This is a genomic window from Microbacterium lushaniae (genome assembly GCF_008727775.1).
Taxonomy (GTDB): Bacteria; Actinomycetota; Actinomycetes; order Actinomycetales; family Microbacteriaceae; genus Microbacterium; species Microbacterium lushaniae.
The window spans coordinates 1,203,371-1,227,929 of record NZ_CP044232.1 but is presented as its reverse complement, the minus strand read 5'-3'; the positions used below and the strand labels follow the sequence as shown (position 1 = coordinate 1,227,929).

The 24,559-nt window shown below is 71.6% G+C and carries 18 protein-coding genes and 1 pseudogene; 5 read left to right on the top strand and 14 right to left on the bottom strand.

Annotation, left to right across the window (positions count from 1 at the left end):
• Window positions 1–13: 13 nt before the first annotated feature.
• Window positions 14–880 carry an HhH-GPD family protein gene (locus F6J85_RS05645; RefSeq protein WP_150924194.1) on the top strand — a complete coding sequence of 289 codons (867 nt, stop codon included), beginning with the start codon at window positions 14–16 and terminating at the stop codon, window positions 878–880.
• A 21-nt stretch (window positions 881–901) separates the two neighbouring features.
• Here F6J85_RS05645 and rbfA read toward each other — a convergent pair whose 3' ends face one another.
• The 5 genes from rbfA to F6J85_RS05620 form a co-directional block, all read right to left on the bottom strand.
• Window positions 902–1,399, bottom strand: a complete 498-nt coding sequence (gene rbfA / locus F6J85_RS05640) for a 30S ribosome-binding factor RbfA (RefSeq protein ID WP_150924193.1) — start codon at window positions 1,397–1,399, stop codon at window positions 902–904.
• Between the two features lie 222 nt (window positions 1,400–1,621).
• Window positions 1,622–4,432: a translation initiation factor IF-2 gene (infB, locus tag F6J85_RS05635; RefSeq protein WP_191906762.1), complete on the bottom strand. Its 2,811-nt coding sequence runs from the start codon at window positions 4,430–4,432 to the stop codon at window positions 1,622–1,624.
• A gap of 93 nt (window positions 4,433–4,525) precedes the next feature.
• Entirely contained in the window at window positions 4,526–4,777 is a 252-nt protein-coding gene (locus F6J85_RS05630) for a YlxR family protein (RefSeq protein WP_135064812.1), read from the bottom strand.
• Between the two features lie 42 nt (window positions 4,778–4,819).
• The gene (gene nusA / locus F6J85_RS05625) at window positions 4,820–5,809 is read right to left on the bottom strand and encodes a transcription termination factor NusA (protein ID WP_150920988.1); all 990 of its coding nucleotides are present in this window, start codon (window positions 5,807–5,809) and stop codon (window positions 4,820–4,822) included.
• 103 nt (window positions 5,810–5,912) lie between these two features.
• A complete protein-coding gene (locus F6J85_RS05620; RefSeq protein ID WP_150924191.1) occupies window positions 5,913–7,751 on the bottom strand; it encodes a lipase family protein in 1,839 nt (612 codons plus the stop codon).
• Window positions 7,752–7,829: 78 nt separating this feature from the next.
• Between F6J85_RS05620 and F6J85_RS05615 the strand changes: the two genes are divergently transcribed.
• Window positions 7,830–8,639: a DUF1206 domain-containing protein gene (locus F6J85_RS05615; protein ID WP_150924190.1), complete on the top strand. Its 810-nt coding sequence runs from the start codon at window positions 7,830–7,832 to the stop codon at window positions 8,637–8,639.
• Window positions 8,640–8,642: 3 nt separating this feature from the next.
• On the opposite strand, the gene F6J85_RS05610 is transcribed toward F6J85_RS05615, so the two are convergent.
• From F6J85_RS05610 to ispG, 5 genes are all read right to left on the bottom strand, one after another.
• Window positions 8,643–9,464, bottom strand: coding sequence for an aldo/keto reductase (locus tag F6J85_RS05610; protein ID WP_150924189.1), 822 nt, complete (start codon window positions 9,462–9,464; stop codon window positions 8,643–8,645).
• A 2-nt stretch (window positions 9,465–9,466) separates the two neighbouring features.
• Complete coding sequence (locus F6J85_RS05605) at window positions 9,467–11,239, bottom strand: proline--tRNA ligase (RefSeq protein ID WP_150920992.1); 1,773 nt, start codon at window positions 11,237–11,239, stop codon at window positions 9,467–9,469.
• 34 nt (window positions 11,240–11,273) lie between these two features.
• Window positions 11,274–12,284: a hypothetical protein gene (locus F6J85_RS05600; RefSeq protein WP_150924188.1), complete on the bottom strand. Its 1,011-nt coding sequence runs from the start codon at window positions 12,282–12,284 to the stop codon at window positions 11,274–11,276.
• Window positions 12,285–12,437: 153 nt separating this feature from the next.
• Window positions 12,438–13,622, bottom strand: coding sequence for a benzoate/H(+) symporter BenE family transporter (locus F6J85_RS05595; RefSeq protein ID WP_150924187.1), 1,185 nt, complete (start codon window positions 13,620–13,622; stop codon window positions 12,438–12,440).
• Window positions 13,623–13,786: 164 nt separating this feature from the next.
• On the bottom strand, window positions 13,787–14,917 hold the full coding sequence (gene ispG / locus F6J85_RS05590; protein WP_150927213.1) for a flavodoxin-dependent (E)-4-hydroxy-3-methylbut-2-enyl-diphosphate synthase: 1,131 nt from the start codon (window positions 14,915–14,917) through the stop codon (window positions 13,787–13,789).
• Window positions 14,918–15,115: 198 nt separating this feature from the next.
• Here ispG and F6J85_RS05585 point away from each other — a divergent pair, with 198 nt between their 5' ends.
• Window positions 15,116–17,011 carry a chorismate-binding protein gene (locus F6J85_RS05585; protein ID WP_150924186.1) on the top strand — a complete coding sequence of 632 codons (1,896 nt, stop codon included), beginning with the start codon at window positions 15,116–15,118 and terminating at the stop codon, window positions 17,009–17,011.
• 3 nt (window positions 17,012–17,014) lie between these two features.
• Here F6J85_RS05585 and F6J85_RS05580 read toward each other — a convergent pair whose 3' ends face one another.
• The 3 genes from F6J85_RS05580 to F6J85_RS05570 all read right to left on the bottom strand — a co-directional run bounded on the left by F6J85_RS05580 (window position 17,015) and on the right by F6J85_RS05570 (window position 20,086).
• Window positions 17,015–18,292, bottom strand: a complete 1,278-nt coding sequence (locus F6J85_RS05580) for an RNA polymerase sigma factor (protein ID WP_150924185.1) — start codon at window positions 18,290–18,292, stop codon at window positions 17,015–17,017.
• Window positions 18,289–18,654: a YciI family protein gene (locus F6J85_RS05575; protein WP_150924184.1), complete on the bottom strand. Its 366-nt coding sequence runs from the start codon at window positions 18,652–18,654 to the stop codon at window positions 18,289–18,291. Before F6J85_RS05575 ends, F6J85_RS05580 begins: the two co-directional genes overlap by 4 nt.
• 88 nt (window positions 18,655–18,742) lie before the next feature.
• Window positions 18,743–20,086, bottom strand: a complete 1,344-nt coding sequence (locus tag F6J85_RS05570; RefSeq protein WP_150924183.1) for a M50 family metallopeptidase — start codon at window positions 20,084–20,086, stop codon at window positions 18,743–18,745.
• Window positions 20,087–20,199: 113 nt separating this feature from the next.
• On the opposite strand from F6J85_RS05570, the gene gad reads away from it, so the two are divergent.
• Together gad and F6J85_RS05560 are read left to right on the top strand one after the other, a co-directional pair.
• Window positions 20,200–21,573 (top strand): glutamate decarboxylase, encoded by a 1,374-nt coding sequence (gene gad / locus F6J85_RS05565; RefSeq protein ID WP_150924182.1) that lies wholly within the window; start codon window positions 20,200–20,202, stop codon window positions 21,571–21,573.
• 130 nt (window positions 21,574–21,703) lie between these two features.
• Window positions 21,704–23,367, top strand: a pseudogene (locus tag F6J85_RS05560) (Mur ligase family protein).
• A gap of 82 nt (window positions 23,368–23,449) precedes the next feature.
• On the opposite strand, the gene dxr reads toward F6J85_RS05560, so the two are convergent.
• On the bottom strand, window positions 23,450–24,535 hold the full coding sequence (gene dxr, locus F6J85_RS05555; protein ID WP_150924181.1) for a 1-deoxy-D-xylulose-5-phosphate reductoisomerase: 1,086 nt from the start codon (window positions 24,533–24,535) through the stop codon (window positions 23,450–23,452).
• Window positions 24,536–24,559: the final 24 nt, after the last annotated feature.

Below are 24,559 nucleotides of genomic sequence, written 5' to 3'. Positions count from 1 at the left end.
CTAGGCTGATCGGGTGCAGGACCTCGCCACCCCGCTCGCCGCCTGGTACGCCACCGCCGCGCGGGATCTGCCGTGGCGACGGCCCGGCTTCGGCGCGTGGGGGACGCTCGTGAGCGAATTCATGCTGCAGCAGACCCCCGTCGCACGCGTCATCCCCCACCTGCAGGCGTGGCTGTCGCGGTGGCCGGCACCGGCGGATCTGGCAGCGGATGCTCCGGCCGAGGCCGTGCGCCAATGGGCGAACCTGGGCTACCCCCGGCGTGCGCTGTGGCTGCATCGCGCCGCCGTGGAGATCCGCGACCGCCACGACGGCGTGGTGCCGCGAGACGTGGAGACCCTCCTGTCGCTCACCGGCATCGGCGACTACACCGCCCGCGCCGTGGCGGTCTTCGCGTACGGCGACCGGCATCCCGTCGTCGACACCAACACGCGTCGCGTGCTCGCCCGCGCCGTCGAAGGACGCGCCCAGTCCGGCCCGCCCTCCCGCCGGGACCTCGATGCGATGGAGGCGCTGCTCCCCGCGGACGTCGCGACCTCCACCGTCGTCAACGCCGCGGCCATGGAGCTGGGGGCGACGGTGTGCACCGCGCGCGCGCCGCGATGCGACGCCTGTCCGCTCGCGTCCGCCTGCGCCTGGCGCGCGGCGGGCTACCCCGTGACGGAGGACCGCAGGCGCCGGCAGGCTCGCTACGAGGGCAGCGACCGGCATGCCCGGGGCGCCGTCCTGCGGACGCTCCGCGACGCCGCGCCACGCCCGGTGGCGCTGGCGGAGGTCATCGCCCAGTGGCCCGACCCCGCGCAGCGCGACCGTGCGATCGACTCGCTCATCGCCGACGGCCTGGCCGAGGCATCCGAGGAACTGCTTCGCCTCCCCCGGTGACGACGGCGGTCGCGCCCCGGATCAGGACCGGGGAACGTCGTCCTCGGCCGGGACCTCGTCCTCGGCGGCGTCATCGTCGTCATCCGACTCCGCTGCCACCTGGTCTTTGGGCTTGAGGTAGGGGTCGGCGTCGCCGGCGTAGGTGCCGGCGGCGGCGAGGGCTGCGACGGCCTCGTCGCGCTCGCGGGCCTCGCGCAGGAGCGCGGCGATGTGGTCGGCGTTCTCGGGGATCGCATCGAGGAAGAACTCCAGCGACGGTGTCAGCCGGGTGTTCAGGTGCTTTCCCACCTCGGAGCGCAGCATCCCGGTCGCGGACTTCAGGGCGGCTGCCGTGTCGGCGCGCAGGGCCTCATCGCCCATGACGGTGTAGAACACCGAGGCGTGCTGCAGGTCGCCGGTCACCTTGACGTCGGTGATGGTGACGAACCCGAGGCGCGGGTCGCGCAGCCCCTTCTCGAGCCGCTCCGCGAGGACCACGCGGATGCGGTCGGCGACTCGTGCCTGTCGTTCGGATGCCATGTCTCTACTCTCTCTCACACCGTGATGGTGTTTCCTACCGTGTTCGCTGTGGGTAATTCCTGCCCCGGCGAGGATTCGGATGTTCCGCCGGAGCGATCGGGGTAGGGGCCCCGCTCTCGCGGAGGCGGGACATCCGAATCCTCAACCCCCGGAGCAGTGGCCGAACCCGGCCCGGTCGGAAACCGAAGAGGCCCCGAGCCGCAGCTCGGGGCCCCCGTCGAATCAGCCGCGCGGCTTCTCGACCATCTCAGTGGTCTCGATCTCGTCGCCCACCTGGATGTCGTTGAACTTGCCGAGTCCGATACCGGCCTCGAAGTCCGTGCGCACCTCGGTGACGTCGTCCTTGAACCGGCGCAGCGACTCGATGGCCAGGCCATCGGCCACCACGACGCCGTCGCGGATGACGCGCGCCTTGGCGTTGCGGGTGATCGTCCCGGAGCGCACGATGACACCGGCGATGTTGCCGAACTTGGAGGAGCGGAACACCTCCCGGATCTCGGCGACACCGGACTGCACCTCTTCGAACTCCGGCTTGAGCAGGCCCTTGAGCGACTGCTCGACGTCGTCGATCGCGTTGTAGATGACCGAGTAGAACCGGACGTCCACACCCTCGCGGGCAGCGCGCTCGCGCGCCTTCGTGTCGGGGCGGACGTTGAACCCGATGACGATCGCGTTGTCGATCGTGGCGAGGTTGATGTCCGACTCGGTGATCGCGCCGACGCCGCGGTGGATGATCCGCAGCTGCACGCTGTCGTCGACCTCGATCTTGAGGAGCGATTCCTCCAGCGCCTCGACGGCACCGGACACGTCGCCCTTGATGATGAGGTTGAGAGATTCGACCTTGCCCTCTTCGAGAGCACGGGTGAAGTCCTCGAGCGAGATGCGCTTGCGCGCCTTGGCCAGAGCGGCGTTGCGCTCGGCTGCCTCACGCTTCTCAGCGATCTGGCGGGCCAGACGGTCCTCTTCGGTCACGATGAAGACGTCACCGGCGCGCGGCACGGAGTTCAGACCCTGCACCTGCACGGGGCGGGAGGGCGCAGCCTCGAGGACGGCGTCGCCGTTCTCGTCGACCATCGCCCGGACGCGGCCGTAGGCCGTGCCGGCGACGATCGCGTCGCCGACCCGGAGCGTGCCGGACTGGATGAGCACCGTCGCCACCGAACCGCGGCCCTTGTCGAGCTTCGCTTCGATCGCCACACCGCGTGCCGCCTTGTTGGGGTTGGCCGTGAGGTCCAGCCCCGCGTCGGCGGTGAGGAGCACCGCATCCAGGAGTGCCTGGATGTTGGTGCCCTCGCGAGCGGACACGTCGACGAACATGACGTCGCCGCCGTACTCCTCGGCGACGAGACCGTACTCGGTGAGCTGCTGGCGCACCTTGGCCGGGTTGGCGTCGGGCTTGTCGACCTTGTTCACCGCGACCACGACCGGCACGCCTGCGGCCTGGGCGTGGTTGAGCGCCTCCACCGTCTGGGGCATGATGCCGTCGTCGGCGGCGACCACGAGGATCGCGATGTCGGTCACCTGCGCACCGCGGGCACGCATGGCGGTGAACGCCTCGTGACCGGGGGTGTCGATGAAGGTGATCGCGCGCTCGATGCCGTCGTGCTCGGTCCACACCTGGTAGGCACCGATGTGCTGGGTGATGCCACCGGCCTCACCGGCGACGACGTTGGTCTGACGGATCGCATCGAGCAGTCGCGTCTTACCGTGGTCGACGTGACCCATGACGGTCACCACCGGCGGACGGATCTCGAGGTCGTCCTCGCTCTCGGCCTCCAGCTCGGCATCCAGGTCGAGACCGAAGCCCTCGAGGAGCTCTTTGTCCTCGTCCTCGGGCGAGACCATCTGGATCTTGTAGCCCAGCTCCTCGCCGAGCACCTCGAAAGTCGCCTCGTCGAGCGATTCGGTCGCGGTGGCCATCTCGCCCAGGTTGAACAGGATGGTCACGAGCGTGCCGGGCTGCACGGTGTAGCCGCGGATCGCCTCGAGCTTGTCGGCGAAGTCGGAGATCGATGCGCCGCGGCGCAGGCGGATGATCTCGCCGTTGCCCTTCTGGACGTTGACGCCGCCGACGACCGGCGCCGACCGCATCTCGAATTCCTGCCGCTTCGCCCGCCGCGACTTGCGCTGCTTGGACTTGCCGCCGCCCTTACCGAAGGCACCTGCGGTGCCGCCGCCGGGTCCACGACCGCGGCCACCGCCGCCACCGGGACGACCGGCGAAACCACCGGCGGGACGACCCGCGAAGCCACCCGCGGCACCGCCACCGGCACCGCCGGGACGGCCGGGGCCGCCTGGGCGCTGCTGGAACGGCGCGCCGGGACGACCGCCGCCGCCGGGACGACCTGCGCCGCCGGGGCGCGGTGCGCCCGGGCGCGGGGCGCCGGGGCGCGGTGCCTGGGGGCGCGGGATGTTGCCGGGAGTCGGACGCTGGCCCATCCCCTGCTGCGAGGAGAACGGGTTGTTGCCCGGACGCGGACCGGCCGGACGCTGGCCCATCCCCTGCTGCGAGGAGAACGGGTTGTTGCCGGGGCGCGGTGCACCGCCGGGACGCGGCGGCTGCGGTGCGCCGGGGCCGGGCCGGGGCCCACCGGCGGGGGCTGCCGGAGCCGCCTCCGCGTCGGCGGGAGCCGCCGGGGCGGCCGGAGCCGGCGCGGCCGGAGCCGACGGAGCCGGAGCGGGCGCGGAAGGCGCGGGCGCAGCCGGTGCCGCAGGCGCGGCCGGTGCCGAGGCCGCAGGCGCGGCGGGGGCTGCCGGCTGGGCGGGGGCCTCCGGAGCGGACGCCGCGGGGCGAGACGGCGCGGCCGGACGTGCCGGGCCGGGCTTGGCTCCCGAACGCGCGGCAGCGGGTGCCGGTGCTGCCGGAGCGCCACCCTCGGACGCGAGCGCGGCGCGCAGCTTGCGCGCGACCGGCGGCTCGATGGTGGATGAGGGGCTCTTGACGAACTCGCCGAGCTCCTTCAGCTTCGCGAGGGCGACTTTACTGTCGACGCCGAGCTCGGAAGCGATCTCGTGCACGCGTGGTTTTGCCACAATTCTCCTGTCTGGGGGCCTACCCCGGACAGGGCAGACCGTTAGATGCGGACGGGTCTCATTTCGAGCCGTTCACTTTGAGTCCATAGCCGTTCAGCCGTTTCGCTGGAGGGTCTGTTGAAAGGTCTGCGTGTCGAGCGGGCCCGACACACGCAATGCGCGGACGAAGGCGCGGCGCCGTAAGGCGAGGTCCACGCACGCATCCGTCTCATGCACCCACGCGCCCCGCCCCGGCATCATCGCCCGGTCATCGCGCACGAGGACCGAATCGACGGCCACGACCCGAAGGAGCGTGGACCGGGGAGCTCGCGTGCGACATGCGACGCACGTTCGTTCCGGTTCCATTCTACACGTGAGGGCGGGCCGACGACCGACAGCCGTGCCGGCTCACTCGTCCTCGAGGATGCTGTCGGGCTGGATGTCGATCTTCGCGCCGGTCAGCTTCGCCGCCAGGCGCGCGTTCTGCCCTTCCTTGCCGATCGCCAGCGACAGCTGGTAATCCGGGACGAGAGCGCGGACGGCCTTGGTGGTCGGATCCAGGACGAAGCTCGAGGTGACCTTCGCCGGCGACAGGGCGTTGGCCACGAAACGCGGCAGCTCGGGGTCGTAATCGACGATGTCGATCTTCTCGCCGCCGAGCTCCTCCGTGACGGCGCGCACGCGCCGGCCCAGTTCGCCGATGCACGCGCCCTTCGCGTTGATCGTCGGGTCGTTGGCCTTGACGGCGATCTTCGTGCGGTGACCGGCCTCGCGCGCGAGGGACACGATCTCCACGAGCCCCGACGCGATCTCGGGCACTTCGAGTGCGAACAGCTTCCGCACGAGGCCGGGGTGGGTGCGCGAGACGGTGATCGAGGGGCCCTTCGTGCCGCGCGAGACGGACGTGACGTACACGCGGAGGCGGGATCCGTGGGGGTAGGTCTCCCCCGGCGCCTGCTCCTCGGGCGGGAGGATCGCCTCGACGGTGCCGAGGTCGACGTGGACCATGCGGGGGTTGGGGCCCTGCTGGACGACCCCGGCGACGATGTCGCCCTCCTTGCCGCGGAACTCCCCCAGCACGGCGTCGTCGGCGATGTCGCGCAAGCGCTGGCTGATGACCTGCTTCGCGGCGAAGGCGGCGATCCGCCCGAAGTCCTCGGGAGTCTGCTCCTCCTCGCCGATGACGGCGCCCTCGTCATCGAGCACCGGCGTGAAGACGGCGACGTGGCCGGTCTTGCGGTTCACTTCCGCGCGCGCCCCTTCGGGTGCGGCTCCCGTCGGCGAGGTGTGCTTGCCATACGCAGTCAGGATGGCCTGTTCGATGATGCTCGCGAGTTCCTCGAAGGGAATCTCCTTCTCCCGCTCGATCGTCTTCAGCAGTCCGAGATCGATGTCCACCGTGGGGCCTCCGTATTCAGCTCTCGCCGACGCGAGAACGCGCCGACAACCCCAGAACGTTACCGGATCCGCCCGTGCCCCGCCTGCGAGCGGCCTGAGCCGCTCACCGCCGGCCGCAGTCGTCGAGGATCTGGGGCGATCGGTCGAACAGCCCCTCCGTCCACTGGATGAGGACGGGGAGGAACCGCGAGCCGGGCAGGATGGGGCGCAGATGGTCGTAGTCGCGGTAGGCCCGCCACCGCACCTGCTGCCCCTGTTCGCACAGCCCCTGGACGTAGCGCTCCTGCAGGCTGGGCGGGAGGACCTCGTCCTCCTGCCCCCACGCCACCAGGATGGGCGAGCCGGTGGGTCCGGTCGCGGCGTTCTCGGCAAGTCTGCGCCCGAGCGCTCCGGTGGTCAGATCGGCGGCATAGAGGGGGCGATCCTCCGACACCCCCAGCGCGGTCACCACCGAGACCACCACGCCCGGCTCGGTGGGGCACCGCTGGGTCATCTCGCGCACGATGGCCCGTGCGCCCGGGGCGACGTAGTCGTCCAGGTGCACGTCGGCGTACGTCTCGGAGTACGGCACGAGCACCCACGACGTGAGCACGGAGAGCAGGGCGCCGGCATCTGAGTCCAGCAGCTCGTCGGCGAGGGCGAGGGGGTCGGCGGCAGGCGCGATGGCGGCGGTGCCGAGGACGTTGACGCCGGGGGTGTACTCCTCCGCGATCGTCGCGGTCCACAGCGCGGCGTGGCCGCCCTGTGAGTGACCCCACACGACCGTGTCGGGCGACAGGGTCAGGTCGGGAAGCTCCGCCGCCGCCAGGACGGCATCCAGCGACGAACGCGCCTCGCCCTTGCCGATGAGATACGGGAAGGTGCCGGGTGCACCCTGACCGGAGTAGTCCGACGCGACCACGACCCATCCGGCATCCAGGGCCTCCTCCAGCGCCGGGATGGCCCACCGCGTCGCCGACGCGTCGCGCAGGCTGGGCGCGCACCCCTGCGCGACGCCGGTCGTGCCGTGGTTCCACACGATCACCGGGCGCGGGCCCGGCGGTGGGTCGTTCGGCACGATCACCAGGGCGCTGGCCACCGCCGGCCGGCTGACGGCGTCACGGGTGGTGTAGAGGATGCGGCTGACCTCGCCGCCCTGGGGGGCGCGACCGAGGTAGCCGTCCCACCGGATCAGGCGGCCGTGACCGGGCGGCAGCCGGTCGGGGGGATCGTAGAAGGCGTCGACGACCGGCGCGCCATCGGCGAGCCAGTCATCCAGCAGCCAGCCTCCCGCCGCCGAGGTCACCAGCAGCAGTGAGAGCGCGTACCGTCCGACGGCCGTCCACGCCGACGCCCGCCGCGCACGCGCACCGGACGGGGCGGCCGCCGGGAGGCCCCGTCGGAGACGTCCGGCCGCACGCATCCCGCGCACGCCGCGGGCGATGAGCGAGACCCCCAGCGCGACGGTGCGCACTCCGAAGACGATCGCCACGAGCAGGACGGTGACATCCGGCCACGTCAGCGACAGGATGCCGAACGCGATCTGCGTCGCTCCGGAGGCCGCCGACAGCACACGCTGGCTGGGACGACCGCGGGCCACCGCGTCACCCACGGAGGCCAGCCCGCCCACCACGAGGAAGACGGCCAGCACCGGCGGCAGCAGATCCAGGCTCCGCCCCAGCCACACCAGTACGAGCAGCCCGCCGGCGATCCACGCCACCGCGAACAGCCGGGTCCACCATCGCTGCGATCGCCGGGTGATGAGTTCGGCGAGCCCGGTGACGATCGCGCTGAGGGCGACGTACACCCCGAGCAGGACGAGGGAGGTGAGGGGGCGCGTCACGATGAGCGCACCGAGGATCACGATGAGGATCCCGGCCACCAGCAGCACCCGGGCAGGGGCCCGCCCGATCAGGTCGGGCAGCGCTCTCCACGGGGAGGACAGGTGCCGGCGGGGGGACATCCGCCCCATGATATGCGCCCTGCCCAGCCGCTCCCGACCGGTCAGGAGCCGGCCCGCCGGACCGGTAATGTCGCCGTCATGCGCAGCGAGGTCCGCGCGGCAGCGCGGAGCGCCGAGCACAACCCGGTGCTGCGCGTGCTCGCGCGCGCCGGGTACGCGGCGAACGGCGTCATGCACGCCCTCATCGGCATCATCGTCCTCGCGGCGGCCTTCGGAGGCTCCGGGGCCGCCGACCAGACCGGCGCCTTCCGATCCGTCGCGGCCGCGCCGTGGGGATTCGCGCTGCTGTGGGCGATCGCGGTGGGGCTCATCGCCCTGGGGGTGTGGCACGCCGTCGCCGCCGTCGGGGCGCGCCGTGCACGACGCACGCAGCGCCTGGGGATCCTCGCCGCCGAGATCGGTCAGGCGGTCGTGTTCGCCACGGTGGGAGCGGTCGCCGCATCCGTCGCCCTCGGAGCGCGCCCGAGTGCCGAGCGCGCCGCGGAGGACGCCAGCGCCGGCGTGCTCTCGATGCCCGGCGGGCCCTTCCTGCTCGCCGCGGTGGGCCTCGGGGTCGCCATCGCCGGTGTGGCGTTCGTCGTGATGGGCGTGCGGCGTTCGTTCCGCTCGAAGGTGACGCTTCCCCGCACCGCCTGGGGGCACGCCGTCGCGGGGCTCGGGGTCGCGGGCTTCGTCGCGAAGGGCATCGCGCTCTTCATCGTCGGGGTGCTCCTGGGCGTCGCCGCCGTGCAGGTCGATCCCGGGCAGGCCGGCGGGCTCGACGGCGCCGTGCAGGCGCTCCTGCAGCTCCCGGCCGGTCCGCTGCTGGGGGTCGCGGTGGGGGCGGGGTTCCTCGCCTACGGCGCGTTCACGATCCTGCGGGCGCGCTTCGCCAAGCTCTCGGTGTGAGCGTCAGTCCTGATCGGGGTCGCGTCCGGTGCGGACGCCCGTCTCCAGGCCGGCGATCGCGGCACGGTCGGCGTCGTCGAGCGTGAAGTCGAAGACGTCGGCGTTCTCCCGCAGCCGGGCGATCGAGGTCGACTTCGGGAACAGCACGAGACCGCGGTCCAGATGCCACCGGATCACCACCTGCGCGGGCGTCTTGCCGTACGCCGCACCGATGCGGTCCAGGACCGGCTCATCCAGCAGGCCCCCGCGCGCCAGCGGCGCCCACGATTCGGTGACGATGCCGTGCGCGGTGTTCCAGGCCTGCAGCTCGTACTGCGGGAAACGCGGGTGCAGCTCGACCTGGTCGATCACCGGGCTCACCCCCGTCTCCTGGACGAGGCGCTGGATGTGCACGGGCGAGAAGTTGCTCACGCCGATCGAGCGCACCCGCCCCTCCTCAGCCAGGCGCACGAGGGCGCGCCACGTGTCGAGGTAGCGGTCGGCGCTGGGGATGGGCCAGTGGATGAGGTACAGGTCGACCGCATCCATCCCGAGGCGTCCGGTGCTGGCGTCGAACGCGCGGAGGGTGCGGTCATAGCCCTGGTCGTCGTTCCACACCTTCGTCGTGACGAAGACGTCCTCGCGCGGCACGCCGCTGCGCCGCAGGCCCTCCCCCACCTCCGCCTCGTTGCCGTACAGGCTGGCGGTGTCGATGTGGCGGTACCCGAAGCGCAGGGCATCGGCGACGAGCTCGGCGGTGACGTCCGCGGGCACCTTGTACGTGCCCACTCCCAGCTGCGGGATGCGGTTCCCATCGGCGAGCGGGACCAGCGGGGCGGGGATCACGGTCAGACGGCGGTGAGGCGGCCGACCGCCTCTGCGGCGGGGACGACCTCCCGGGCCCCCGTGCGACGGTCCCACAGCTCGACCTCGCCGGCTGCGGCTCCGCGCCCGACGATGACGATGCGCGGCACTCCGACCAGTTCGGCGTCGCCGAACTTCACGCCGGGCGACACCTTCGGGCGGTCATCGAACAGCACGTCCAGGCCCGCCGCTTCGAGGTCGGCGCTGAGGCTCTCGGCGAGCTCGAAGGCCGCCGCATCCCGGCCGGTGGCAACGACGTGCACGTCGAACGGCGCGACCGACGCGGGCCAGATGAGGCCCTTGTCGTCGTTGTTGAGCTCGGCGATGATCGCGAGGATGCGGGTGACCCCGATGCCGTACGAGCCCATCGTGACGGTGACGAGCTTGCCGTTCTCATCGAGCACCTTCAGGCCCAGCGCGTCGGCGTACTTCCGGCCCAGCTGGAACACATGGCCGATCTCCATGCCGCGCGCGAGGGTCACCGGTCCCGAGCCGTCCGGCGCCGGGTCGCCCTCGCGCACCGTGGCGACCTCGACGAAGCCGTCGGCGGTGAAGTCGCGGCCGGCGACGAGGGTGTGCACGTGCTTCTGGTCGATGTTGGCCCCGGTGATCCAGCTCGTGCCGTCCACCACGCGCGGGTCGAGGAGGTAGCGGATGCCGGTGGCCGATTCCTCTCCGAGCACCGGGCCGGTGGGCGACCACGGGCCGATGTATCCCTTCACGAGGAACGGATGGCGCTCGAAGTCCTCCTCCGTGGCCTGCTCGACCTCGGCCGGCGCGAAGACCACCTCGACGCGCTTGTCGTCGATGTCGCGGTCTCCGGGCAGTCCCACGATGACGAGCTCCCGCGTGCCATCGAGGTGCTTGAGAGCAAGCACGACATTCTTCAGCGTGTGCGCGGCCGTCCATTCCCCGCCGTCGGCGGGCGGATCGAGCACGGCGTTGCAGTGGGCGACGAGCGTCGGGATCGTCGGGGTGTCGGGCGAGTCGAAGATCACCGGATCGGGCAGCCCGTCGAACGGGATGGACTCGGGAACGAGCGTGGTGAAGGCCTCGACGTTCGCCGCGTAGCCGCCGGCCGAGCGCACGAACGTGTCCTCGCCGATGGGGGTGGGGTGCAGGAACTCCTCGGACTTGGATCCGCCCATCGCCCCGGCGTCGGCGTCGACGATGACGTATTCGAGTCCCAGACGCCGGTAGATGCGCTCGTACGCGTCGCGCTGCGCCTGGTACGACGCATCCAGGCCCTCGTCCGAAGCGTCGAAGGAGTAGGCGTCCTTCATCGTGAACTCGCGGCCGCGCAGGAGACCGGCGCGCGGGCGCGCCTCGTCGCGGTACTTGTCCTGGATCTGGTAGATCGTCAGCGGAAGGTCCTTGTACGACGAGTACAGGTCTTTCACCAGCAGCGTGAAGACCTCTTCGTGCGTGGGGGCGAGCAGGTAGTCAGCGCCCTTGCGGTCCTTCAGGCGGAACATCCCGTCGCCGTATTCCTCCCACCGGCCCGACGCCTCGTACGGGTCGCGTGGGAGCAGTGCGGGGAAGTGCACCTCGTAGGCGCCGGCGTTCGCCATCTCCTCGCGGATGATGGCCTCGATCTTCGCCTTGACCTTCAGCCCCAGCGGCAGCCACGCGAAGATGCCCGGCGCCTGGCGCCGGATGTAGCCGGCGCGCACGAGCAGACGGTGGCTCGCGACCTCGGCATCAGCCGGGTCTTCGCGGAGGGTGCGGAGGAAGAAGTGCGACAGACGTGTGACCACGAGGATCCAGTCTAGGCGTGCGGGCCGGAGGCCCTCATCGACCCTGCGCGAGCACGGCGGCCGCCGCCGCGCGCACGGCGTCGAGCGACATGCCGTAACCCCCCACCGTCCAGCGGTGGCTGTCACCGACAACGACCACGGCCGGGCCGTCGGCGCGGCCGGTCAAGGTATAGGCGACGTCAGCTCCCGGCACCTCGGTCAGCTCGGCGCCCACCTGCGCCAGGGCGTCGTCCGAGGGCGGACCGGCATCGGCCTGCCAGAAGACCTCGACGCCGGCGGCGGCGTCGTACCATGCGCACCACTCGACCAGGCCATGCGAGCGCAGGATCTCCCACGTGGGGCCCTCCGGGTACACGTCGCTCGGGTACCCCGAGACGGGGGCGCTCACGCCCGCCGCCTGCTGCACAGGTCCGGCCAGCGTGTCGCACGCGGGGAGCACGCGCTCGACCGCCGGCCCGGGCGAGCCGGCCAGCGCCGCGCCGTGGGCGCGTAGCGCCTCGAACGCGGCGTCGAGGCGTCCCTGGACGATGGCGGACTCCTCCGCCGTCGGCTCGCGCTCGGGCGGGTGCACGGGTGGCACGGTGACGAGGGCCCACGTGTCGGCGATCACCTCGCTGCGGTGACAGCTCACCGGACAGGACTCGTCGGCGAGTTCCTGCGCGATCTCGGCCGGTACGAGGGAGGCGGGGAAGAGCGTGACCCACACGTACGCGGCGAGGTTCTCGCCGCGCCATCCGCATTCCAGGCCGCCCACCACGGCTGCACTGGCCGGAAGACCCGGCGGGATGACGTTCAAGGAGCCCCCCGAAAGGGTGGGCGCCTCCGCTCCCGTGATCGTCACGAGATCGTCGTCCGTGAAGACCTGTGCGCAGTCGCCGTCGAACGGGACCCGGACGGGGGCGACGGTCGCCGACGCGGAGGGCGAGGGGGAACTGCTCGGGGCAGCAGTGGGTGTCGAGGCGGGAGCCGGCTGCGCGCAGCCGGCGAGGGCGCCTAGGACGATCGCGACGGCGAGCGCGGCGGGTGCGCGCCGAAGGGTGATCATGCGCATACTCTAGGGCGCTGCGCCGACGCCTGGAACAACCCCCTATCACTGCCGAAATCAGGCGAATCGCCGAGATCAGGACCGGACCGGCCGCATCCGTCCTGATCCGGGCGATTCTCCTGATTTCGGCGCGGCAGGCGGGCCGAGGGGGCGTCAACGGCGTCCGGCGTGCAGGACGGTGCGGACGACGAGACCGGCCACGAGGGCCCAGAACGCGGCGCTGACCCCGGCCACGGCGACACCGGATGCGGCGACGACGAACGTCACGACGGCGGCGAGCCGCTCCCCCGGGTCGTCGATGGCCTGCTGCACCGCCGAACCGAACGCCGCGAACAGTGCCACGCCGGCGACGGCCGGGATGACGCCGGCCGGCGCGACGACGACGAGCGCGACCAGGGCCGCCGACAGGCCGCCCAGGACGATACCGGTCGCACCGGTGGAGACCCCCGCCACCCACCGCCGCGTCGGATCGGGATCGGCGTCGGGGGCGGCGGCGAGCGCGGCGCTGATCGCGGCGAGGTTGATCGCGTGTCCGCCCGCGGGTGCGCCCAGGGCCGTGCCGACGCCGGTGACGAACATCGCCGGTCGCCACGGGACGGTGTAGCCGTAGCTGCGCATGACCGCGACACCGGGAACGTTCTGCGACGCCATCGTGACCAGGAACAGCGGCAACGCGAGCCCCACGATCGCTCCAAGGCTGATGCTGGGTGCCGTCACCTCCAGGCGAGGTATGAGGTCGGCCGGCGCCACCGAGCCACCTGTCACGGTGACGTGCACGGCGACGACGACCGCGGCCGCGAGGAACGCCAGCGGCACCGCCCATCGCGGCGCGAGGCGCACGCACACGAGCCACGTGAGCAGCACCGGGGCCACTCCCCACGGGTCGGTGACCAGCCCGGTCACGGGAGCCACGCACAGCGGGAGGAGGATCCCCGCGAGCATCGCCTGCGCGATCGAGGGCGGGATGCGGGCGATCATCCGGCCCAGCTGCGGCCACAGCGCCGTGAGCAGGATGAGGCCCGCGGTCACCAGGAACGCGCCCACCGCGGCCGGCCAGCCGCCGTCCACCGAGCCGGTCGCAGCCAACAGCGCCGCCCCCGGCGTCGACCACGCCACCGTGATCGGCATGCGGTACCGCCACGCCAGAACGATCGAGCCGAGGCCCATCGTGACGCACAGCACGAGGAGCCCGCTCGCCGCCTGCGCAGGCGTGGCCCCCACCGCATCCAGGCCCGTGAGCACGACGGCGAAGCTGCTCGTCGTACCCACGAGAGCGGTGACGATGCCGGCGATGATCGGCCGGGAAAGCGGCACGCGTGCGATCGGGGAGTCGGTCATTTGACTCCCGACGGTAGTGGATGCCGTCGCCCGCCCGCCCGCCCGCACAACAGCGGATCCCGTCTGCGACACGCCGCCGCATCCGCCCCCGCTCGGCGTGTCGCCGAAGATCTCCGCCGTTGTGCGCGAGCGACGAGGGACGAGGACGCGGGGCGCAGTCCGCGTCAGGCGGTGATGACCTGCGCGGTGCCGATCTGGGCGTCGGGGCCCATCTCGTCGGCGATGCGGTTGGCCTCCTCGATGAGGGTGGCGACGATCTCCGACTCCGGCACGGTCTTGATGACCTGACCCTTGACGAAGATCTGACCCTTGCCGTTGCCGGATGCGACGCCCAGGTCGGCCTCACGGGCCTCGCCCGGGCCGTTGACGACGCATCCCATCACGGCCACGCGCAGCGGCACCGTCATGTCCTTCAGGCCCTCGGTGACGTTGTCGGCGAGGGTGTAGACGTCGACCTGCGCGCGCCCGCACGAGGGGCACGACACGATCTCGAGCTTGCGTTCGCGGAGGTTCAGCGACTGCAGGATCTGGTGGCCGACCTTGACCTCCTCCGCCGGCGGGGCCGACAGCGACACGCGGATGGTGTCGCCGATGCCCTCGGACAAGAGGATGCCGAAGGCCGTGGCGCTCTTGATGGTCCCCTGGAACGCGGGCCCGGCCTCGGTGACGCCCAAGTGCAGCGGCCAGTCGCCCATGGCGGCGAGGAGCCGGTAGGCCTTGACCATGATGACCGGGTCGTTGTGCTTGACGGAGATCTTGAAGTCGTGGAAGTCGTGCTCTTCGAACAGCGACGCCTCCCACCGGGCGCTTTCGGCGAGCGCCTCGGGGGTGGCCTTGCCGTACTTCTCCAGCAGGCGCTTGTCGAGGGACCCCGCGTTCACGCCGATGCGCAGCGACACACCGGCGGCCTTGGCCGCGGCGGCGATCTCGCCCACCTTGTCGTCGAACTGGCGGATGTTGCCGGGGTTGACCCGGACCGCGGCGCAGCCGGCGTCGATGGCCTGGAAGACGTACTTCGGCTGGAAGTGGATGTCGGCGATCACCGGGATCTGGCTCTTCTTCGCGATGATCGGCAGCGCCTCCGCGTCGTCGGCGCTGGGCACGGCGACGCGCACGATCTCGCATCCGGATGCGGTCAGCTCGGCGATCTGCTGGAGGGTCGCGTTGATGTTCGTGGTGGGCGTCGTGGTCATCGACTGCACGCTCACGGGAGCGCCACCTCCGACGAGCACCTTGCCGACGCGGATCTGACGGGTCTTGCGCCGAGGCGCGAGCACCTCGGGGATCCGCGGCATCCCGATGTTCACTGCTGGCACGTCCTCAGCCTACGCCGCCGGGCTGACCACCGGCTCGGAGTGGGCGTGTGGTACCTTCGGCGCATGTCCGCGAACCGCACCTGGTGGCTCACCGTTTAGGCGGTGTCTTCGTGTGACAGACCGCCCTCGGGGCGGTCTTCTTCGTTTGGGCGGCCGCCCCCCGACGAAAGACCGACGATGAACCGGCCCGACATCCCGCTTCTGCTCACCCGCCTCGCCGAGACCAGCGCGCCGTTCGCCCTGCTCGCCCGCGACCCCGACACCGTCGAGGTCCTCACCGGCGACGTCGTGGACGTGTCCCTCCTCGCCGACATCCCGCTCGAGGATGCGTCCGGCCGCGCCCGCGAGGTGCTCGCACTCGTGCCGTTCCGGCAGGTGCGCGAACGCGGCTTCGTCAGCCACGACGACGGCGCGCCGCTGCGCTGCCTCGTCGTGAACGAGCATGTGTCACTCCCCCGCGCCGAGGTCGTCGCCGCTCTGCCGGCCGACCCGGTGCCCCTCGGCGACGCCGGATTCGACATCGCGGACGACGAGTACGCCGACATCGTCCGCCGCGTCATCGCCGACGAGATCGGCCGTGGCGAGGGGGCGAACTTCGTCATCCGGCGCGATTTCACCGCAACCGTCGGCACCGACCCGCGCGTGGCGGCGCTGACGTGGTTCCGGGCCCTGCTGGAGCACGAGCGCGGCGCGTACTGGACCTTCGCGGTCGTGACCGACGGACACGTCGCGGTGGGGGCCAGCCCCGAAGCGCACGTGAGCGCGCGCGGCGGGGTCGTCACGATGAACCCGATCTCCGGCACCTTCCGCCACCCGGCCGGCGGCGCCACGGCGGAGACCCTCACCGAGTTCCTCGAGTCGACGAAGGAGACCGAAGAGCTCTTCATGGTCGTCGACGAAGAGCTGAAGATGATGTCGGCGGTGTGCTCGGACGGCGGCCGCATCACCGGTCCGCACCTCAAGGAGATGTCGCGCCTCACCCACACCGAGTACATGCTGCGCGGGCGGAGCCGGCTGGACCCGCGCGACATCCTCCGCGAGACGATGTTCGCGCCCACCGTCACCGGCTCCCCCATGCAGAACGCGTGCGCGGTGATCGCGCGGCACGAGACCACGCCGCGGGGGTACTACTCCGGCGTCGCGGCGCTGTTCACGCCGTCGACGGAGGAGGGCGGGGCGACGCACGACCTGGACGCACCCATCCTCATCCGCACCGCGTACCTGGAAGGCGGGCGCCTGCGCGTCCCCGTCGGGGCGACCCTCGTGCGCCACTCCGATCCGCACGGCGAGGTCGGCGAGACCCACGGCAAGGCCGCGGGCGTGCTGGGCGCCATCGGCGCGATCCCCCGCGACGTGCCGGCACCGGATCCGGATGCTCCGGCCGGCCGACGGCGGGTCCTCGCCGACGACCCGGCCATCGCGGAGCTGCTCGCCTCGCGCAACAGCAGGCTGGCCGCGTTCTGGATGCAGCCGCAGGACAGCGCGCCGGCGGGGCCGTTCCGCGGCGTCGACGCGATCGTCGTGGACGCGGAGGACCGTTTCACCACGATGCTCGCCCACCAGCTGCGCCACCTGGGGCTCGAGGTGACCATCCTCCCGTGGGGGGAGGTCACCGATGCGCAGGTGGAGACAGCCGGCCTCGTCGTGGCAGGGCCCGGCCCCGGGGATCCTCGTGATGCCGACAGCGCGCGGATGCAGCGGATGCGCGAGGTCGTGGCGCACCGCCGCGGGACGGGCCGCCCGCTGCTGGCGGTGTGCCTGAGTCACCAGATCCTCGCCGACGCGCTGGGGATCGGCCTGGCGCCGCTGACCCGCCCCCACCAGGGGCTCCAGCTGAACGTCGACGTGTTCGGTGAGCCCGCCTCGATCGGCTTCTACAACACCTTCACCGCACGTGTGCCCGCCGGGACCGCGGGGGTGGGCGAGACCGAGGTCGCCGCGCATCCGGACAGCGGCGACGTGTACGCACTGCGGGGGCCCGGCTACGCGTCCGTGCAGGGCCACCTGGAGTCGATCCTCTCGCGTGACGGCATGCGCACGCTGGAGCGTCTCGTCGGGCACGCGCTGGCGTAGTCCTCACTCCGGCAGACGCGAACGCAGGAGCCGGCGCTCGGCGTCGTTGCGCGCGAGTTCGGCGGCCCGCGCATTTCCGGCGGCCGCCTCGGCACCTCGCCCGAGTCGACGGAGCAGGTCGGCGCGCACGGCGTGCCACAGGTGGCTGGAGTCCAGCGGCAGGACCTCGACCTCGCTGAGGGCCACGCGGGGACCTGCCACCTCGGCGAGCGCCACGGCGCGATTGAGCCGGACGACAGGTGACGTGTCGTACCGCAGCAGCAGTTCGTACAGGACCAGGATCTGTCGCCAGTCGGTGGCTGACGGATCCTCCGCTTCGGCATGGCACGCGGCGATCGCGGCCTGCAGCTGCCACCGTCCAGGGCGATGCAGCGCGGCTGCCCGATGCAGGAGAGCGATCCCTTCGGCGATCGCCGCCGGGTCCCAGCACCGCCGGTCCTGCGCGGGAAGCAGGACGATCTCTCCGTTGAGTGACCGTGCCTCGTCGCGCGCACGGTGCAGGAGCAGCAGCGCCAGGGCCCCGAGCGCCTCGGGCTCCTCGGGGAGTGCGGATGCGACCACCCGCGCGAGCCACACCGCGTCCTCCGCGGCGTCGCGATCCGTGCGCCCGTCGGCGCCGTCGAGAAGATGCGCGCGCGTGTACACGGCCGCCACGACGGCCAGCACCGTGTCCAGTCGCGCGGGGAACTCCGCGCGTTCGGGTATCCGCAGCGGGATGCCGGCGGCGGAGACCTTCCGCTTCGCGCGCACGATCCGCTGCCCCACGCGCGCCACGGGCTCGAAGGTGAGCGCCGCGATCTGCGCGGCAGTGAGGCCGCACACCGCGCGCAGGGTGAGGGCGAGCTGCGCGTCCGGCGCGAGCGCAGGGTGGCAGCATCCGAACAGCAGCGGCAGCCGTTCGTCGGCATCGGCCCGCTCATCGGCGGGCTGCGCCGGCGGCGCGGCCCACTCGGCGAGCTTGTGGCGATACCGCGCATCCCGGCGCACGCGGTCCAGCGCGTTGTGGCGGGCCGCGGTCGCCAGCCACGCGCCGGGGCGGGGCGGGATGCCGCAGACCCGCCATTCGCGGAGTGCCTCCGCCACGGCGTCGGCGACCGCATCCTCCGCGACGTCGAGGTCGAAGCGGCCCGCCAGCGCGCGGACGAGGCGGGCGTTCTCCGCGCGCACCACCTCGGCGAGCGCCGCGTCGGACGGGCGCGCCCCGGCCGGCCCGTCGCGCGGGTCGGACGGGCGCGCCCCGGCCGGCCCGTCGCGCGGGTCGGCCGGGGCACGGACGGTCATTCGAACTGGCCGTAGTCGGTGACCATCGGACGGATCTCGACGCAGCTGCCGGGCATGCTCAGCGACGGCCACGTCTTCACCAGCGCGATCGCGGCGTCCATGTCGGCGACGTCGATGATGCTGAATCCGCCGATGACCTCGCGGGCTTCCGAGAACGGTCCGTCCACGACGACCACATCGCCGCTGTCGTGCCGCACCGTGGTGGCCGTCTCCACCGGCTGCAGTTCCGCCCCGCCGTCGTCGATGACCGCGGCGTTGTCCTGGAACCACCGGTAGATCCGGGCGTAGTCCTCCTGCATCCGCTCCGGCGGCTGAGCCGCGTCCAGCTCGGGGTCGGAGGCGAACATGATCACGTACTTCATCGGTGTCTCCTTCGCTCTGTGGGAACTTTCCCACCCCGTCAGCGAACGGGCCAGAGCGGTTTCGACATCTCCGCCGATTCCGGCGGGATCAGAACAGCGACACCGGGTTGAACAGGTCGGCGAGGATGAGGATGGCCCCCATCCCGATCAGCAGCACGACCACGACGAAGGTCACCGGCACGAGCCTGGTGGCATCCACCGGCTTCGGCGGGGGCCGGCGGAACAGCGTCGCCCACGCGCGCTTGACACCGTCCCACAGCGCCACCGCGACATGGCCGCCGTCCAGGGGCAGCAGCGGAATGAGGTTGAACACGAACAGCGCGATGTTCAGCGAAGCGAGCAGTCCGATGAGGCTCGCGACGCGGTCCAGGACCGGAGCATCCGTCGCGGCCACCTCGCCGGCCAGGCGTCCCGCGCCCACGACGCTGAGGGGACCGTTGGGATCGCGTTCCTGACCTGTGAACAGGTCGACGGCGGTGTCCCATACGCGCACGGGCAGCTGCGTCATGATGCCCGCCACCGCGCCGACGTTCTCGAACGCCGCCTCCGGTCCCGCCCACAGCGGCTGCGGGACGCGCGTGACCTGCGGCCCGACGCCGACGAAGCCCACCTCCTCGGTCTCCGGTGCCCCGTCGGCACCGACCACCGGGCGCCCGTCCTCGCCGATGACCTCCCTGCTCGTGCGCACCGGGGTCACCGTGACCGTCTGCTCGGATCCGCCGCGCTCCAGCACGACGCGGATCGGGGTGCCCGGGTGGGCCCGGATGATGTCGGATGCCTCCTCGAACGTCGAGACGGGGGTGCCGTCGATCGACACGAGCACGTCGCCGGGCAGGATCCCCGCCTCCGCGGCGGGGGCCGCGGGGTCACCGGATGTGCACTCGGTGCGCTCGGTGCCGGCCGGGAGCACGCACTCGCTGACTGAGGCGATCGTCGTGGTGGCGCTGCTGATGCCTATGCCGCTGAACAGGACCGCGAACAGCACGATCGCGAACAGGAGGTTCATGACCGGCCCGCCCAGCATCACGACGACGCGCTTCCACACCGGCAGGCGGTAGAAGACGCGGTGATCGTCGTCGCCGACGAGGGTCTCGTCGTTGGCGGCCCGGGCGTCCTGCACCATCGTGGCGAAGAAGCCGCCCCCTGCACGCCCCGAACGCTCCCCCGCCAGCGCGGCCTCGCGTTCGCGCGGGGAGGGGGGATACATCCCGGCCATGGAGATGTATCCGCCCAGGGGGATCGCCTTGAATCCGTATTCGGTCTCACCGATGCGGCGCGACCACAGGGTCGGTCCGAAGCCGATCATGTACTGCCCGACGCGCACGCCGAACTTCTTCGCCGGCACGAGGTGGCCGATCTCGTGCAGCGCGATCGACACGGCCAGCCCGACGACCATGATGAGCACGCCGACGACGAAGGCGATCACTTCCACAGCCACACCGTACCCGCGGCGCCCTAGGAATTGGCCGTGACCGAAGTCTCTGTCGGCGCCGCGTCATGCGGCATACGCTCGCGCCGAGTCGAGCGACCAGATTCGGAGAAATCATGAGCGCGCAGAACGACAGCGAGGACGCGCCGCAGTTCGCACGGCCGGGCGAGGCCACCGTCTCCGCCCACCACGTGATTCCCCAGGAGGAGTCCCTCCCCGACACCGCCAAGCAGATCGTCGAAGACGAGACGATGCTCGACGGCAACTCCCGGCTCAATCTCGCCACCTTCGTCGGCACCTGGATGGACGACGACGCCAAGCAGGTGTACGAGGCCTCGTTCGACAAGAACATGATCGACAAGGACGAGTACCCCCAGACCGCGGCCATCGAAGACAACTGCTGGCACATGCTGGCGAACCTGTGGCACGCCCCCGACGCGTCCCAGAGCATCGGAACGTCCACGATCGGTTCGTCGGAGGCCTGCATGCTCGGCGGCCTCGCTTTCAAACGGCGCTGGCAGCAGGCCCGTCGCGCCGCAGGGAAGGACACGTCCAAGCCCAACCTCGTGATGTCTTCCGCCGTCCAGGTGTGCTGGGAGAAGTTCTGCAACTACTTCGACGTCGAGCCGCGGTTCGTCCCGATCAGCAGAGAGCACAAGACGCTGGATGGGCACGACCTGGAGAAGTACGTCGACGAGAACACGATCGGGGTCGTGGCGATCATGGGGGTCACCTATACCGGCATGTACGAACCGGTGGCCGAGATCGCCCGGACGCTCGACGCCATCCAGGCCGAGAAAGGGCTCGACATCCCGATCCACGTGGACGGGGCATCCGGCGCGATGGTCGCCCCGTTCCTGCAGCCCGAGCTGGAGTGGGACTTCCGTCTCGAACGGGTGCACTCCATCAGCACGTCCGCTCACAAGTACGGGTTGGTTTACCCGGGACTGGGCTGGGTGGTGTGGCGCCACGCGCAGTGGCTGCCGGAGGACCTGGTGTTCCAGGTGAGTTACCTCGGCGGGCAGATGCCGACGTTCGCCCTGAACTTCTCCCGACCGGGCGCGCAGGTGCTGCTGCAGTACTACATGTTCCTCCGCCTCGGCTTCGAGGGCTACCGCGCCGTGCAGAAGGCCTCGCAGGACGTCGCGAAGCACCTCGCCGAGGGCATCGCCGGAATCGGTGCCTTCCAACTGTGGAACGACGGCAGCGACATCCCCGTCTTCGCGTGGTACCTGAAAGACGGGCACACCGAGAACTGGAACCTCTACCACCTGCAGGACCGACTGCGCATGAATGGCTGGCTCGTGCCGGCCTATCCCATGCCCGATGACCTGAGCGACCTCACGGTGCAGCGCATCGTGGTGCGCAACGGCCTGAGCATGGATCTGGCCGCCGGCCTTCTCGCCGATATCCAGGCGCAGACCGCCTACCTGGACGCGCTGGAGTCGCCGATGCCGGTCGAAGGCCAGCATCCTGGATTCCACCACTGAGGCCGCGACATGTCGGTCGGCACGGAGGAACAGACCGCCACCGGGTGAATCTCCCCGTCGTGGCGTGCGAGATCGCCCGTCTGGCACCGGACGGGCGATCTCGTGCGGGCGGTGAGAGGATGGATGCGCCATGCCGACCGACGCGCCCTCCCACCTCCCTCCCGTCCTCCGACCCGATGCCCCGCCCCAGCACATGCTGGACGAACTCGTGGCGCGCTTCGCGACCGGCGTGCGCGGCGCGACCGCCGGCGTCCGGCTTTCGGGTCTGACCCTCGCCACCGCCGATCTGCGCCCCGGTGACGTCTTCGTCGCGATGCAGGGCGTGAACCGGCATGGTGCAGAGTTCGCAGCTCAGGCTGCGGACAAGGGCGCCGTCGCGATCGTCACCGACGAAGCCGGCGCCGACGCGGCCGAGGCCGGCGGTCTCCCGGTCGTGCTGGTCGAGGATCCCCGCGGCATCCTGGGCGAACTCTCGGCCTGGGTGTACCGTACCGGTCGCGATGACACCCTGCCGCTGCTGCTGGGGACGACGGGGACGAACGGCAAGACCAGCGTCTCGCACCTCCTGGAGGGCATCCTCGGGCAGCTGGGTGTCATCACCGGCCTCTCCTCGACCGCCGAGCGCCACATCGCCGGTCAGGTGATCGTGTCGCGGCTGACCACCCCGAGGCCTACGAGATGCACGCGCTGCTGGCGCTCATGCGCGAGCGCGGTGTGGAGGCGGTGGCCGTCGAGGTGAGCGCGCAAGCGCTGAGCCGCCGCCGCGTCGACGGGATCGTGTTCGACGTGGCCGGATTCACCAACCTCACCCACGATCACCTCGACGACTACGCCGACATGCGCGAGTACTTCGAGGCCAAGCTCCCGCTGTTCCGCTCCGACCGCGCCCGCCGCGCGGTGGTGTGCATCGACTCCGAGCCCGGCGCGGAGGTCGCGGCCCGGAGCGAAGTCCCGACGGTGACGGTGGGCACGCCCGTCCTCGCGTCCGACCCCGGCGCCGCCGCGGCGGCGGACTGGGTCGTGGAGATCCTGGACGAGCGGCCCGCGGGCACGCAGTTCCGCCTGAGCGCGCGCGACGGTCGCACGCTGACCACGGTCGTCCCCGTCATCGGGCGCCACATGGCCGCGAACGCCGGGCTGGCGATCGTCATGATCCTCGAGGCCGGCTACGCGTGGGACCGGATCGCCGCCGCACTGGACGGCGACCGCATCCAGGCACACCTCCCGGGGCGCACGCAGCTCGTCTCGGGCGAGCGCGGCCCGGCCGTGTACGTCGACTTCGGGCACTCCCCCGACGCCTTCGAGAAGACCCTCGCCGCTGTGCGCCGTGTCACGCCGGGGAAGGTGCTGATGCTCTTCGGTGCCGACGGCGACCGTGACGCCACGAAGCGGCACGACATGGGGCGGACGGCCGTCGAAGGCAGCGACATCCTCGTCCTGACCGATCACCATCCGCGCTTCGAGGATCCCGATTCCATCCGCGCGACCCTGCGTGAAGGCGCCCTGCGGGCGCGCCCGGATGCCGAGATCCACGAGTTCTCACCGCCCGAGCGCGCGATCGTCGAGGCCGTCGCGCTCGTGGGCGAGGGCGACGCGATCCTGTGGGCCGGTCCGGGACATCAGGACTACCGCGACATCCGCGGGCAGCGGACGCCCTATTCGGCCCGGGAGCTCGCCCGGCGGGCGCTGCGGGCGGCGGGCTGGCCCGTGCCCGAGCCGACGTGGCCGGTGCCCTATCCCGACGACGACACCCCGCCCTCCGACCCGGAGCGCCCCTTCACGTCGCCGCTCTGACGCGAGAGTGCATCACCTCGGCGAAGAGGCACCGAATCCGGTGCACTCTCGCCGGGTCGATGCACTCTCGGCGAAGAGTGCGTCAGGATGCGGCGGAGATCGCCCGGTCGGCGGCGGCGCGCGCCCACGCCTCCGCGTCGGCGAGCGACTCCCGGCTGAGCGTGTCGGGCGGCTCGTGCGCCTCGACCACGCGCTGGACGGTGTCGAGGATGCCGAGGAACGACAGCCGTCCCTCGTGGAAGGCGTCGACGGCCTGCTCGTTGGCGGCGTTGAACACGGCGGGGTACGTGCGCCCGACGCGCCCGACCTGCTTGGCCAGCGCCACCGCGGGGAACGCTTCGGCATCCAGCGGCTCGAACGTCCACGACGTGGGCGTGGTCCAATCCAGCGGGCGCCCGACGTTCTCGACGCGGTGCGGCCAGTCCAGCCCGAGGGAGATGGGCAGACGCATGTCCGGCGGCGAGGCCTGCGCGATGGTCGACCCGTCGATGAACTCCACCATCGAGTGCACGACCGACTGCGGGTGCACGACGACGTCGATGCGGTCGTAGGGCACGTCGAACAGCAGGTGCGCCTCGATGACCTCCAGGCCCTTGTTCACGAGGGTCGCGGAATTGGTCGTGACGACCCGGCCCATGTCCCATGTGGGGTGGGCGAGGGCCTCAGCCGGAGTGACATCGGCGAGGCCGGCGCGGTCGCGCCCGCGGAACGGCCCCCCGGATGCGGTGAGCACGAGCCGGCGCACCTCCCTCGGCTCCCCCGACCGCAGGGCCTGCGCGATGGCGGAGTGCTCGGAGTCCACGGGCACGATCTGGCCGGGCCGGGCGAGGGCGGTGACGAGGTCGCCGCCGACGATGAGCGACTCCTTGTTCGCCAGCGCCAGCGTGCGGCCCGCTTCCAGCGCCGCCAGGGTCGGGCCCAGGCCGACCGAGCCGGTGATGCCATTGAGCACGACATCGGCCTCGACGTCGCGGACGAGCTGCTCGGCCTCCGCGGCGCCCACGGCGGTGTGCTCGACGTGGAAGAGCTCTGCCTGCGCGCGCATGCCGTCGCGGTCGCGGCCGACGGCGAGCCCGACCACCTCGAACCGCTCGGGGTGGGCCTGGATGACCTCGAGGGCCTGAGTGCCGATCGAGCCGGTGGATCCGAGGACGAGGACGCGCCGCATCCGGTCAGCCTACCGACCGCGTCA

Coding starts and splice junctions, on each gene's coding strand:
- F6J85_RS05580 (WP_150924185.1), bottom strand. CDS start 18,292: ATGACCGTCCGTGCCCCGGCCGACCCGCGCGACGGGCCGGCCGGGGCG.
- dxr (WP_150924181.1), bottom strand. CDS start 24,535: ATGCGGCGCGTCCTCGTCCTCGGATCCACCGGCTCGATCGGCACTCAG.
- F6J85_RS05595 (WP_150924187.1), bottom strand. CDS start 13,622: ATGACCGACTCCCCGATCGCACGCGTGCCGCTTTCCCGGCCGATCATC.
- F6J85_RS05600 (WP_150924188.1), bottom strand. CDS start 12,284: ATGATCACCCTTCGGCGCGCACCCGCCGCGCTCGCCGTCGCGATCGTC.
- F6J85_RS05630 (WP_135064812.1), bottom strand. CDS start 4,777: ATGGAACCGGAACGAACGTGCGTCGCATGTCGCACGCGAGCTCCCCGG.
- F6J85_RS05615 (WP_150924190.1), top strand. CDS start 7,830: ATGCGCAGCGAGGTCCGCGCGGCAGCGCGGAGCGCCGAGCACAACCCG.
- F6J85_RS05620 (WP_150924191.1), bottom strand. CDS start 7,751: ATGTCCCCCCGCCGGCACCTGTCCTCCCCGTGGAGAGCGCTGCCCGAC.
- F6J85_RS05575 (WP_150924184.1), bottom strand. CDS start 18,654: ATGAAGTACGTGATCATGTTCGCCTCCGACCCCGAGCTGGACGCGGCT.
- rbfA (WP_150924193.1), bottom strand. CDS start 1,399: ATGGCATCCGAACGACAGGCACGAGTCGCCGACCGCATCCGCGTGGTC.
- F6J85_RS05585 (WP_150924186.1), top strand. CDS start 15,116: ATGAACCGGCCCGACATCCCGCTTCTGCTCACCCGCCTCGCCGAGACC.
- ispG (WP_150927213.1), bottom strand. CDS start 14,917: ATGCCGCGGATCCCCGAGGTGCTCGCGCCTCGGCGCAAGACCCGTCAG.
- gad (WP_150924182.1), top strand. CDS start 20,200: ATGAGCGCGCAGAACGACAGCGAGGACGCGCCGCAGTTCGCACGGCCG.